9 protein-coding genes are annotated in these 12,620 nt (G+C 57.0%); 5 read left to right on the forward strand and 4 right to left on the reverse strand.

Annotation, left to right across the window (positions count from 1 at the left end; genetic code table 11):
- Positions 1-14 precede the first annotated feature (14 nt).
- Both ACH3PB_RS16490 and ACH3PB_RS16495 read right to left on the reverse strand, forming a co-directional pair.
- Positions 15-2,441: a DUF1588 domain-containing protein gene (locus tag ACH3PB_RS16490; RefSeq protein ID WP_416396532.1), complete on the reverse strand. Its 2,427-nt coding sequence runs from the start codon at positions 2,439-2,441 to the stop codon at positions 15-17.
- 256 nt (positions 2,442-2,697) lie between these two features.
- Entirely contained in the window at positions 2,698-4,539 is a 1,842-nt protein-coding gene (locus ACH3PB_RS16495; protein ID WP_416396533.1) for an EAL domain-containing protein, read from the reverse strand.
- 162 nt (positions 4,540-4,701) lie between these two features.
- On the opposite strand from ACH3PB_RS16495, the gene ACH3PB_RS16500 reads away from it, so the two are divergent.
- Positions 4,702-5,169 carry a c-type cytochrome gene (locus ACH3PB_RS16500; protein ID WP_416396534.1) on the forward strand — a complete coding sequence of 156 codons (468 nt, stop codon included), beginning with the start codon at positions 4,702-4,704 and terminating at the stop codon, positions 5,167-5,169.
- A gap of 4 nt (positions 5,170-5,173) precedes the next feature.
- On the opposite strand, the gene ACH3PB_RS16505 is transcribed toward ACH3PB_RS16500, so the two are convergent.
- Positions 5,174-7,258, reverse strand: coding sequence for a UvrD-helicase domain-containing protein (locus ACH3PB_RS16505; protein WP_416396535.1), 2,085 nt, complete (start codon positions 7,256-7,258; stop codon positions 5,174-5,176).
- 184 nt (positions 7,259-7,442) lie between these two features.
- On the opposite strand from ACH3PB_RS16505, the gene ACH3PB_RS16510 reads away from it, so the two are divergent.
- The 3 genes from ACH3PB_RS16510 (at position 7,443) to rmf (ending at position 11,316) form a co-directional block, all read left to right on the forward strand.
- A complete protein-coding gene (locus tag ACH3PB_RS16510; protein WP_416396536.1) occupies positions 7,443-9,293 on the forward strand; it encodes a putative bifunctional diguanylate cyclase/phosphodiesterase in 1,851 nt (616 codons plus the stop codon).
- A gap of 54 nt (positions 9,294-9,347) precedes the next feature.
- Positions 9,348-10,991, forward strand: coding sequence for a glutamate--cysteine ligase (gene gshA, locus ACH3PB_RS16515; protein WP_416396537.1), 1,644 nt, complete (start codon positions 9,348-9,350; stop codon positions 10,989-10,991).
- A gap of 112 nt (positions 10,992-11,103) precedes the next feature.
- Positions 11,104-11,316 (forward strand): ribosome modulation factor, encoded by a 213-nt coding sequence (rmf, locus tag ACH3PB_RS16520; RefSeq protein WP_416396538.1) that lies wholly within the window; start codon positions 11,104-11,106, stop codon positions 11,314-11,316.
- Positions 11,317-11,332: 16 nt separating this feature from the next.
- Here rmf and ACH3PB_RS16525 read toward each other — a convergent pair whose 3' ends face one another.
- Entirely contained in the window at positions 11,333-11,764 is a 432-nt protein-coding gene (locus ACH3PB_RS16525; protein ID WP_416396539.1) for a flagellar basal body-associated FliL family protein, read from the reverse strand.
- A gap of 94 nt (positions 11,765-11,858) precedes the next feature.
- Here ACH3PB_RS16525 and ACH3PB_RS16530 point away from each other — a divergent pair, with 94 nt between their 5' ends.
- Positions 11,859-12,530: a disulfide bond formation protein B gene (locus ACH3PB_RS16530; RefSeq protein ID WP_416396540.1), complete on the forward strand. Its 672-nt coding sequence runs from the start codon at positions 11,859-11,861 to the stop codon at positions 12,528-12,530.
- Positions 12,531-12,620: the final 90 nt, after the last annotated feature.

Below are 12,620 nucleotides of genomic sequence, written 5' to 3' on the forward strand. Positions count from 1 at the left end.
TCTCCCGATCGCGCTTATTCGTACAGGAACTGGAAGTCGGCGAACATGTAGTTCAGCACTGTCTGCCAGGAACGCATCACATAGCGCTCATCAAGGTAAATCTTGTCGACATCCGCCAGGTTCGCATCGGTAACCGGATCCTTTTGCACCGAGCAGTCCCAGAACAGCCGTTTCATCGACCAGTTGCCCGAGTTGGCCGCGATGAGCTCGTTGCCCGCATTGAACGCGCTCAGGAACACAGCGTAGGTTTCGTTGACTTCTGGACTGTTGCTGCTGACCGTATCGCCAAACAGCTTCCAGTGCAGGTGCACAAGGTTGGCACGAATAGCGGCTTCACCTGCGGCATCGACGCCACCGTTCTTATCGAGCGGGGCCTGATCCTTCGTCACCAGCGGGAAGAGGAAGCGTGACTGCTGTGACCTGTAGAAGTCGCGGCCGATCGACTGGCATGCCATCTCACTCGCCATGCGCGCCTGCACTGCAGCCATCAGACCGTTGGGCTGGGTAATGCGTGAAGTCACATCATCGGAATCCATGCCGCCGTACAAGGCGTTATATCCACCACTTTCCAGCTTGTGCAGCTTGGAGCGGCTCTGCCAGCTATATTTCCATGGCATGCCAGTCACCGCCACGATCTTTCGATCCAGCATTTCCGGTGTCAGCAATCGTGCTGTGCCAGCCGTGGCATGAATGGCCTGATTGGCGCTGATTGACTCCGCACGGAAATAAGGCCCTTTGACGATCTCCTTGATGGCCGTCTTGATATTCCAGTTGCTGTTGATCAGCTCGCGCTCTACCGCGCCGAGGAAGGCTCTCTGTGCCGTATAGGCAGCGCGCTCTACCGAATCGGCCCCGAAGAGTTCGCTTGGTGGATACAGCGCAGTCTGACCCGTCAACCCCTCATACAGCGTCTTGACGGTAGACCGTGCGAAGCGGGCGTCTTTCACCAGTTCGGCACCTAGCCACTGCACTGAATTGTCGACGTGGGTTTCGAGGGGCATGATCTTGCCATTGATACCCCGGTAGTACATATCGGCAGGCCACGGTGTCCGGCTCAGACGACGCAGACTGTAACGGCCACGGTCGTCCCAGTTCTGGAACAGCGAGGCAACAGGGTCCATGACCTTGTGGCAGACCACGCAGTCAGGATTGGTCAGCGTTGGTGAGGCACTGCTTTCATCAACCGCAGCCGCTTCACGACTGCCGGGTATCTGCAGAATATCGGTATCCAGGAAGATCTCGAATACCATCCTCGAGCGATGTCTGTTCAGGTTGGTGTTGGTCGTAGGAAAGCGGTTGAGGAACATCGGCATGGTCAGGATGCCGGCATGCGGAAGCGCTGTACCAGATTTCGACCCGCCCTGGATGCTGACGCGGACCTCTCGGAAGTCGGTGGGATCGTAGCGGGCGTACGACTGCAAGCCAGCAGGTAGCTGATCGAAGGTCTTGAACGGCTTGCGGGCGGCTGTATCGATGGTCGCGAAACCGAGCGAATCCGGATCATAGCCAAACACGCGTGCAGAATACGCGTTAACGACTGTGTAATCGGCAGTGAGTATTTCAGTGAAGGGTTTATTCTTGCGAACCACATACGACACCAGCTCGAGCGCCTCCTGCGCGATGGCCTGATTGGTCTCGTTTCTCAGGAAGTAGTGCAGGTCGCGCTCAGGACCAGCAACACTGGTGCTCGCGACGGTCGAGTACCATTTGCGGTTCGGGAACTCGGTGCTGTCCAGCAGATTCAGAGCGTCCTCATTGGGCAGATACTTGTCCTGATGCAGCCGATCGTTATAGATCTCCTTCAGACGTTCATAAAACGCTGGAGACTCCATGACCACATCGAGCACATCGTCGATGCCGCCCTCGCCGCTTTGTGCGAAGAATTCGACATCGTCGCGATCCAGCGCTTCACCCGCCAGGTTCAGTGAGGCCTTGTACAGGGTTTTCTCGGGCGACATGACCTCGATACCTTCGATGGCACAGGAGGCATCGGCAAAAGTGGCGCTCTGTTTGAACGCCGTAAGGATATAGTCGGCTGTTTCACGCGCGCAGTCGACGTCGCACTGGGTGACGTCCGCGGTGGGCATTGTAGTGGCGATGCGGTTCGTCAGCGTATCGATGTCACCGCAGGAGGTACAGCCCACTAACGATGGGCCACTCGGCGAGCCATCACCAGATGCGCCGTGGCAGCTCTGACACTGCTTCACGTAATGGCCTTGTCCAGCCACGTTGGTGGCGGCTGCTGGCAGAAAAGACGAATTGCCGGCACAACTCAGCGCACTGAGCTCCGCCTGAGTGCTATTGCCACTGTAGTCACCACCACAGGCAACCATCAACAGCGGCAGGACCAGTGAGAGCAGCGCGGATCTCACATCCCGGAAACTGCGAAACTTTCGCTGGTTTGAATCAGCCTGATCGGTACGACTCGGATCCGACGCCATGTATGCCTCCTGATAACAACCTGTGCACGGACGACAGCGCGAGCTCGCGTCCTTCAGGCATCAGTAGAGACGCTCTTCTGGCGGCTGGATAGGGGCTATTTTGTGAAAATGACGGTTTGTCCACAATTGTCGCCAACTCGCCGCAACTTAGCGGATCAGCTCACAAAAAATGATTTACCGAACACTGCGACAGGCTTACAAGGTGTGACAGGACGAAGCAGTTGGTCGTGAAAGACTCTCACGAAGTCACATTGGGTCAGGCAGACCCGATGGTGTTATCGGTCAGGCTACCGCGTGTGCGGGGGCGCGGCTGGGCCGAAAGCCAGTCGGTAACCTGTTGTCTCGACATCGGTGCATGCAGGAAGTTGCCCTGCAGCAGAGTCACCCCGGCGTTGAGCAAGTGCTTCAGCTGCGCGCTGTTCTCGACGCCCTCGGCTACCAGCGACAGCGCGAGGCTCTCAGCGATACCTGCCGCACCGTGCACCACTGCGGCCGCCACGGCATCCCGGCCCAGACTGCTGATGACACCTGGATCAAGCTTCAACATGGAGGCCGGGAAACGACGGAGCAACTCGGTTGTCGATCCACCGGCACCCACATTGTCGAGGGCAATCTGGACGCCACGCAGATCTAGCTGATTCAGGACGTCCATGATCCGATGATTGTCCGAGTCCGCCGCATCGTCAGGAGCGCCTCCTCGTTCGGCACCCTGGGTGACCTTCGACAGTTCGGCAGTTCTGATTTCCAGTATGAGCTGCTGGAAACTGAGCCCGTGACTGCTGACGGCCTCATCGAGCACAGTGCTGAATCGGGGATGTAGCAACTCGGTGATGCTCGTATTCACGGCAATGCTTAAATGCGGCCAGCCCAGGACCTGCCAGGCCTGTAAGGCTTCGCAGGCTTGCCGCAGTAGCCAGTTACCAACGGGCACCATCGCCGGATCGTCAGGATTGAGAAAAGCTGCAGCGGAAATCAGACCGCGGGTGGGGTGTTCCCAGCGGAGCAGGCACTCAAATCCGACGACCGTCAGACGACTTCGATTCACCACTGGCTGAAAGTAGACCGAAAGCTCGCCGCGCTGCCAGATGCTCTGCAGGTCGGCTCCAGCTTCCAGGACCCGTGGGTGCGGGTAGAGCTGTGTTCCGTGAGCCGGCTGATGCAAGCGGGTCCCCGCCTCATGGCGGTCCCGCAGATCTGCCACAGCATGCTTGGCGGCCCTGATTAGTGTCAGTGCATGAGTTCCCGCTTCTGGAGCGCCGGCGATGCCTATGCGGACTGGCACGTAGGGCTCGAGCGCCGCATGGAGTCGGTTGGCAAAGGCCAGACACTGCGCGACATCACGCACATGGGTCTGAAGCAGCAGCACCGTCGTCATATCGGCCTGCGCCAGCAGGTCTTCGGTTCGAACAAGTTCCCGAAGACGTCTGGCAAGTTCGATGGCCACTTCACCATGCACCGCCTCCGGCGCTATCTCTGCCGGCTCTATACAGAAAACTGCCAGACGGGTGTTGCCTCGAACGGCGGCCGCGATTTCACGCGCCAGCAGGTCGAGAAACAGCCCTCCGGAGAACAGGCCGGTGATGTCGCTATAGGCCGCGCGAGCAGTCAGCTCAAGTTCCCGCTGCCTGAGCCGGAGCGCTTGGTAGATCACATGACGGAACAGATCGATTTGCAGTTCCGCATAGCGAATCACATCGGTGACGCCCAGCGCGATGAGCCGCTGCGATTCCTGTTCACTGGACTCTTCCGCAGAGATCAAGGCGACTAGTGCGGCTCTCGGAAATCGCGTCGCTGCGCTGGCGGCGAGCACGCAATCGGTGGCGTCAGCCCGGCCCAGCGCGAGAATCAACAAATCGGGTGCATCATCAATCGAAGCCAACGCGTCTGCGGCGCAGCTCGCAAAAATCGCATCGACCGACTGTTCGAAGAAACTATTGAGAAACTTGCCAGCTTCGTGCGGGCCGCTCACAGGCAGTCCTGAATCGTGGTTCGATACGGAGTGATGAATGTAGAGCACATCGAGTACAGGCGGTATATCACCGCCCTTTAACGTATCGTCCTTCATGGCACGCTGTTGCGGCACTCCAGTGTATGACATCGAGCACTCCAGCCTACACCTAGCCAGTAACAGGTGTCACTGTGGTTTACGCAGACAGGGCTTACCCCAGATTCACTTGGCGGCCTCGCCCCTGAACGGTATACTCGGCGAAACTTTTTGAGGGTAAGTAGTGTGAAATATTCGTTGAAAGACTGTAGTTCCATGATTCGATCGAGCGTCAGCAGCCTGACTGCAGGTCTCAGACGTCGTTCACTGCTCACTTCGTTCCTGATGGTAGTCACTGCCGCTTCTGCATCGGCTGCTCTGGCCTATACCACGCCGGAGGAAAAAATCGCCAATCGCATAGCGCCAGTAGGCTCGGTCTGTCTGGAAGGTCAGCCTTGTGCTGATGCTGCGCCAGCTGTTGCAGCCGGTGGCGGCGATCAGCCAAAGACCGGTGAAGAAATCTATACGGCCTCATGCTCGAGCTGTCATTCCGTCGGTGTTGCTGGTGCGCCAAAGTTTGGTAATGCCGGTGATTGGGCGCCGCGTATAGAGAAAGGCATAAAGACGCTGGTCACCAACGCCGTCAACGGCATAGGTGCCATGCCACCCATGGGCACCTGCGCGACCTGTGACGAAGAAGACATCGGCAATGCGGTCAAGCATATGGTCGAAAACAGTAAGTAAGAGGCTACAAATCATCAGCGAGATCCTTGAACAGCGCGTCAAGGGTCGCTCTGCCTCGGGCCCGGCTTGCTTCCTTGCTGGGCCGCGTCAAGCCTTCGTAAATCACATCTTCCTGCGGTAGTTCTTCAGCAAAGCGACTTATCGTCGTCGTCAGTTTTTCGCCGTACTGTTTGCGCACGCCGGCGTAGGTCATCGTCAGTGTCTGCTTTGCCCTGGTTATACCCACGTAGAACAGGCGCCGCTCTTCTTCTATCTGCTCGGGTTCAGTGCTGTTCCGATGAGGCAGAATTTCCTCCTCGAGTCCCAGTATATAAACGTGCGGAAATTCCAGCCCCTTGGCGGCATGCAGCGTCAGCAGATTGACCGCATCTTCTTCGGCGCCATCTTCTTCCTGGCCATCAAGAATATCCTGCAATACAAGCTTCGAGACGCTGCCATTGATGTCGAGTTCTGGGTCGGCGTCGAGCATGCGCTGAATCTGCTGGCACAGCGCATTCATATTGTCGAAACGACGTTCAGCCTGGCTAGCCGAACTACTGGTCTGTTGTAGCCACTGCGGAAAATCGAGTGCGATAAACCAGTCCTTCAGCTGCTTGCCGGCATCGGACTCACCACCGTCTGATGTGCCTCGCCGTACGCTGTGCAGCTGATGCAGAAAACTCTGCAGAGACGCAGCGGCGCGTGCCGGCAGTTGCGCATCATCGCCAGCGCTTCGGGCAGCCTGCTCAGGATCTGCCAGCACTTCGGCAGCTTCGAGCAGCGAACAACTGTGCCGAGCGGCGTAATCACGCAGGCGCTGAACGGAGGAGGCGCCAATCTCGCGCTTCGGCGTATTGATGATACGCAGCAGTGCGCCATCGTCACGTGGGTTGGTCAGCACCCTGAGATAGGCCATGGCATCCTTGACCTCGCTGCGGCTGAAAAACGAGGTACCGCCACTCATGCGATACGGGATCTGCAGACTCTGCAGCTTCAGTTCGAGCAGGCGGGATTGATGGTTGCTCCGATAGAGCACCGCGAAATCACCATAGGTGCTGCGTGACTGCAGACGCCGGTCGATGATTTCCATGGCGACCAGTCCCACTTCCGCTTCCTCGTTCAGTGTCTTGACGATGCGAATCTCATCGCCCACACCCAGCTCGCTCCACAAGGTCTTTTCGAATACGTGAGGATTATTGGCGATGACAGCATTCGCCGCTTTAAGAATGCGGCTACTCGAGCGGTAGTTCTGTTCGAGCTTGATCAGTTTCAGTGTCGGGAAGTCGTCCTGCAGCCTGACCAGGTTCTGTGGCTTGGCGCCACGCCATGAATAGATTGACTGGTCATCGTCCCCAACCACGGTAAGGGCCTGGCGCGCGCCGACGAGCTGCCGGACGAGCTCGTACTGACTGTCGTTGGTATCCTGGTACTCGTCGACGAGCAGATAATGAATTCTTGAGCGCCAGTGTTGCAGTCGCTCCGGATGCTGCTGGAATAGCCGGACCGGTCCAGTAATCAAATCGTCGAAATCCACTGCGTTATAAGCCGCCAGATGCTGCTCGTAGAGTTCGAAGGCGCGCGCCGCAATGAGCAGCAGCTGATCAGGCGGCCCGTCGCTTCTGCTCTGCATGGCTATCGCTTCTGCAAGGGCCCGCTCAGGGGTTATTAGCCGGTTCTTCCAGTCTGAAATTAGCCCCTGCAGGCGCTTGAGCGCTTCGGTTTCCAGTCCGAAGTCGCGATGGGTCAGGTCCTTCAGCAAGGTCTTGCTGTCCTGATCGTCAAAGATGCTCAGTGCTGGCGTGCGACCGAGATACTGCGCTTCCTTGCGCAGAATGGTCAGGCCGAGATTGTGGAACGTTGATATCTGCAGACCACGGCTGGCCGAGGCAGGGATGAGTTTCTGCACCCGCTCACGCATCTCCCTGGCCGCCTTGTTGGTGAAGGTGACAGCCGCGATGTGCCGGGCCTGTATGCCGCACTCACCAATGAGGTAGCCGATCTTCCTGGTGATAACACTGGTCTTGCCACTGCCGGCACCGGCGAGCACCAGCACGGGGCCATCGCAGTAGCGGACCGCTGCTTTCTGTTGCGGATTGAGGCCGGTAAACATGAAGCGACTCCGGAAGACCTGATTGAGGGGCGAATTTACCAGTTGTGAACTGGACGAAACCAAACTTGGTGAACTATTAGTTAGTGCGTGGAAATGTGTTCTGCGTTGTTGTTCCGAGAGCCTGCCAGCGGGAACTGGTTTCGGGATCCGCAGTCACAAAATCAATCGATGGAGCTGAATCACCATGTTGACTGCGTTCGTTTGTACTGAGGCGCACACGGAATTTCTGAAGATTCGACATCATTGCAAACCACTTGCAGAAACACTGCAGATGACGTGGTGCCCGAAAGAGCCGTCGCTGCTGCAGAAGCTATCGGCGCCACGATCCAACCAGCCTTGCATCATTATCTGGGAGCCCAGTCCGCAAATCAATGCCGTTGCCCAGCATGGTACCGCGGACACGCTGCGTCAGCGCTCACAGATATTCGAATCGGTTCGAGAAGATCCGACATGCATGCTTCTCATATTCAGTAACGACAGTGACAGTAAGACCATCGAGACCTACATCGCGGCTGGTGCAGATGAAGTGATCTCCCGGAGCGAATTCGAGCCTGTGCGCTTCCAGCGACTCCTGCAAGGCATGGCACGACGGGCGACTTCGCTTGCGACTCGTCCGCGCTTCCCTGTAGAAGCTGCCCGCCCGGAGAAAACCGTGCCCCCCAAGGCGCAGACCTCAGAAAAAGCACCCAGCCCCGAGGCTGAATCTGCTGACAAAGATAACGAAGCAGAGATATTTCTGAACTACGATCAGTTCCAGACGCGGGTCGAACTCGCGCTTCAGCAGGAAGACCAGACTGTCGAAAGCAGCTGCTGTGTGCTCTATATCAACGTCAACAACTTCCGACGTTTGTCACAGCTCCTGGGCAAGCCACAGGCTCGTACCTTCGTACGGGCGCTCGCTACGGAGATCCGTCCGGCCATTACTGTCAGTCATATCATGGCACTGCTTGGTGGAGACGAGATTGGCGTACTGCTGAACACAGCAGTGGATGATGCGACGGTGTCGGAGATCGTCCAGCAGATTTTCCACACTCTCGAATCGGGCATCAACTTCAGGGACCAGCACCTCTCGCTTAGCCTCGCCATTGGCAGTGCTACACCTGCAGACACGACCTTGGGTGCCGAAGAACTCATCGGCAATGCGAGTATAGCCATGACCCGCGCCAAGGCTCTGCCAGGCAATAGCTGGCTGCGCTACAGCCGCGACTTCAAGGACGCCGTTCGTCAGCAGATATCTCTCGAGGCGGAGTTCAGGATGGCGCTGAGAAGCGATGAGCTGGAAGTGTACTATCAACCAAAGCTCGAACTTGCGACGGGACGTGTGCGAAGTGTGGAGGCGCTGGTGCGTTGGCCAAGTCCCAAGCGCGGCATGCTGCTGCCGAACGACTTCATACCGATGGCGGAAAGCAGTGGCATGATCGTCCCCATGGGCTATTGGGTCATCGAGCAGGTGTGTAAGGATCTGAGCATCCTGCAGCGTATGAGACACAATAACCTCACCTGCGCGGTCAATCTGTCGTTCCGCCAGTTCCACGACCGTAAACTGGCCGAAACAGTTTTCCGCATCATCTACAACGCGGACATCGCGACCGACAACATCGAATTCGAGCTGACCGAAACCGCCATGATGATGGATTCCGAGTTCACCATCCGCAGCCTGATCGAGCTGAGGAAGCTGGGTCTCCGATTCGCGCTGGATGATTTCGGCACTGGGTATGCCTCGTTCAACAATCTGCGCAGGCTGCCGATCTCGACCGTGAAGATCGACCAGAGTTTCATCCGCTCGGTCAGCGAGGTCGCGGAAGATGCCACATTGGTCGAAGGCATGATCAACCTGTCCCATGGCCTCGGCCTGAACGTCGTGGCGGAAGGCGTCGAGACGCGAAGCCAGCTCGAATTTCTGCACCGCATCGGCTGTGATGAAGCGCAAGGGTTCATCATCGCACCGGCGCTGCCCTTCGAAGCGCTCTGCAGCTTCCTCGACGCGGCAGCTTCGGCCTCGAGCGATGCTTTGGCATTCGGCAGAGGCGGCTAGAAAAAACCCGCCGACTGATGCATCCTGTACACCTGTAGATCAGGGGTCAGGTCAGTGAAAATTCGTCCAATTCAGTTCTCCACCTTCGTCAGTGATATCGCACCGGCTTTGAAACAGGCAGGCGCCATCCACTTTGGTGTGGAGCGCGAATGCCTCCGCTGCGACAAGGCAGGCATGATCGCGCAGACCGATCATCCCACGGCGCTTGGCGCCACCCTCACTCACCCGCTTATCACCACAGACTATTCCGAAGCGCTGCTCGAGCTGATTACGCCGCCGCTCGACACAGCCGGGGGCTTGCTGGACTCCCTCGAGCGCATTCACCGCTATGTTTCGCAGAACCTGACTGAGGGCGAGACGCTCTGGCCTGCCAGCATGCCCTGCAGACTCGATGGCCCCAACAGTATCAGAATTGCTGAATACGGCCCGTCCAACATCGGGCAGATGAAGCATATCTATCGGCGTGGCCTCGAGACCCGCTACGGTCGAACCATGCAGAGCATTGCCGGTCTGCATTTCAACTTCTCGCTGAGCGATGAGTTCTGGTCGAGCTATCTGGCGGTCGCGGGCTCCACGCTCGCACCACCGCCACGCGTTGCAGCGGAGAACGGCTCCCAGAGCAATGACGACATGCTCCGATCCGAGGCTTACTTCGGCCTGATTCGCAATTTCAGACGCTGGTCGTGGTTGCTCATGTATCTGTTCGGCGCCTCGCCAGTGGTCGACAAGAGCTTTCTCCAGAACCAGTCGCACAAGCTGACAGACCTCGGCAACGACAATTTTGGCCTGCGCTGGGCTACGTCCTTGCGTATGGGTGACATCGGCTACAAGAACAACGCCCAGGATTCGCTCAACATCTGCTTCAACCATCTGGACTCCTATACCCAGACGCTCTACAACGCCACACATACACCGTATGCGCGTTATCAGGCGATCGGGATGAAGAAAGATGGTGAATACCTGCAGCTCAACACACACATACTGCAGATTGAAAACGAATACTACAGTTCGGTGCGCCCGAAGCGGGTGACACGTAGTGGTGAGAAGCCAACGGCAGCACTAAGGCGTGGTGGTGTTGAATATATCGAGGTTCGCTGCCTCGATATCAATCCCTTCCTGCCACTGGGTGTCGATGCCGAGCAGGTAAGCTTCATGGAGCTCTTTCTGATTACCTGCCTGTTCGCCAAAAGCCCCTACATCAGTATCGAAGACTGCAATCACATTGACTCGAATTTCGCGAGCGTGGTCAATGCAGGCCGTCTTCCAGGGCTGGAGCTTTCGATTCCGGGCGATGATGGTTACGAAAATGTTTCACTGAACCTGTGGGGGCACGCCATTCTCGATGCCATGCAGGAGACGGCTGAGCTTATAGCGGGCGATGTGGCCGGGCGGCGGGCCGAGGATTATTCACGCGCGATCGGCATGGCACGGCGACGTATTGACGATGCTGCGCTGACACCCAGTGCGAGAGTGCTGGAACAGCTGGAAAACAAGCGCTTCATCGACTGGGGCCTTGAGCTTGCTTCGCAGCATCAGACAGAACTGCACGCCCAGCGCTGCGATGCAGAAGATCGCCAGCGTTTTGCCGAAGCAGCGCGGCAGTCAATCGAAGATGCCGCGGCCATTGCCGCGGCTGATGAAGTCGACTTTGACACCTTCCTTGAGAGTTATATGTCCGATCAGCCCGTGAGCGGTTAAATTGATTAAAATCCATACAGAAAGAGACCTGATCCACAGAAAGATTGGTGAGCCTCTGAAACAATACGTTGCAGAATGTAATCACCAACCCCCTTTCATGTTGAGGTATACAATGGGACGGTCGGATTCAGCCGGATGGCAGATCGAAACATTGGAGAAGGCCTATGATCAGGGCCTTATGGCAGGAAGCCTGGGCATGACCTCGAAGAAATGCCCGTATGTCAGCGAAGTCGCGTCAGCCGCCTGGGAAGCCGGTTTCGAAGACGGCCAGCTTGCTGCCCCTGCCAAGCGCCGCACACCAAAACCGAAGTTCCTCGATATCTGAATGCGTTGGCTCGAATCTAGCGCTGGACAATAAAGTTATTGAACAGCAGGTCCGTGATCGGCTTCTTTGTCGTTTCCTTTTCGAGCCCCGCATTCAACAAGGTCAGCGCCTCAAGTCTCAGCGCATCCTTGGCCGCGGAAGAGCCCATAGCATCCTGGGTCTGCTTGCTGAACAATAGCACCAACTCGTTACGCAACATCGGCATGTGCTGATTCACCAGTGCTGCAGCCTGATCTGTGTCCGTCCGCAAGGCGACATCCACCTTGAGATATCTCACCCGCTCGCTCGGCTCCTGACCGTAATTGAGCACAAACGACGGCTTCATATCGATATAGGCGACCTGCTTGACGGCTTCCGACTCCTCTTCGGCAACAGCAGGCACGGCGACTACCTGCAGCGCCGCAAGAATGGTCGTTAGTGCCAGGAATTGGCGGAGCCTTGTTAGCATAATTGTTGAACCTAACATTGTTGTCACACAAGAAAAGATTGGTAAATGATCTGTATCGGTTACCATGATTCTAGTTCAAAACAAAGGATCTGCTATGCCTATCACCAGCCCTGGAACGCCGGCGTTCTCCCCCGGTCCATTGCAGCGTATTCTCACGGGCCGCCTGTTTTACGTGTTGCTGCTACTCGCCGTTGCTGGTCTTTTTGCTTTCGCATTGTACCTGCAGTATGTAAAGAATCTTGAGCCCTGTCCGCTCTGCATGGCACAGCGTGTCGCCATGATCGCAATGGCCGTTGCAGCTGTATTCGGCCTGTTGCTGCCGTCGATGGTCAGCATGAATGGTGAGGTGCACCGCAGTCACAGTAATCTCTCCTGGCTGCAGGTTTTCTTCACGATTCTGGCTTTGCTGTTCGCACTGGCTGGCGCAGCGCTTGCCGCACGGCAACTCTGGTTGCAGAGCCTGCCGCCCGAGCTGGTCCCGGCCTGTGGTCCAGGTATGGACTATATGCTTGAAGTCTTTCCGATGTCGGAGGTCATCAGCATGATGCTGCATGGCTCAGGCGAATGCGCCGAAGTTCAGTGGAAATTCCTCGGCCTCTCCATTCCCGGCTGGACCTTTATTGCCTTCACCATATTTGCCCTCGCGTTTCTGGCGCGCCTCATCGCGGTGATGCTTCTCAAGAACGCTTTGGGTCGCCTGCAGGCGCAGGTAACAACCGGCCAACCAACAACGACGCCACGCAATCGCAGCCAGTCGCACTTGTAAGGGCTGTAAGCAGTCCTCTATAGTGCGCTTATGCTGTGCTTTTAATGCACGGAAAAGTGTGTTGTCCTGCGCCGGGTGTTCTTTGCACAG

It is taken from the genome of Allohahella sp. A8 (assembly GCF_047946665.1).
In the GTDB taxonomy this organism is placed as follows: Bacteria; Pseudomonadota; Gammaproteobacteria; order Pseudomonadales; family Oleiphilaceae; genus Allohahella.

Bases quoted from the DNA above. Each gene is read 5' to 3' on its own strand.
- ACH3PB_RS16505 (WP_416396535.1), bottom strand. From the start codon at position 7,258: ATGTTTACCGGCCTCAATCCGCAACAGAAAGCAGCGGTCCGCTACTGC.
- ACH3PB_RS16495 (WP_416396533.1), bottom strand. From the start codon at position 4,539: ATGTCATACACTGGAGTGCCGCAACAGCGTGCCATGAAGGACGATACG.
- ACH3PB_RS16530 (WP_416396540.1), top strand. From the start codon at position 11,859: ATGCCTATCACCAGCCCTGGAACGCCGGCGTTCTCCCCCGGTCCATTG.
- ACH3PB_RS16500 (WP_416396534.1), top strand. From the start codon at position 4,702: ATGATTCGATCGAGCGTCAGCAGCCTGACTGCAGGTCTCAGACGTCGT.
- rmf (WP_416396538.1), top strand. From the start codon at position 11,104: ATGGGACGGTCGGATTCAGCCGGATGGCAGATCGAAACATTGGAGAAG.
- ACH3PB_RS16490 (WP_416396532.1), bottom strand. From the start codon at position 2,441: ATGGCGTCGGATCCGAGTCGTACCGATCAGGCTGATTCAAACCAGCGA.
- ACH3PB_RS16525 (WP_416396539.1), bottom strand. From the start codon at position 11,764: ATGCTAACAAGGCTCCGCCAATTCCTGGCACTAACGACCATTCTTGCG.
- ACH3PB_RS16510 (WP_416396536.1), top strand. From the start codon at position 7,443: ATGTTGACTGCGTTCGTTTGTACTGAGGCGCACACGGAATTTCTGAAG.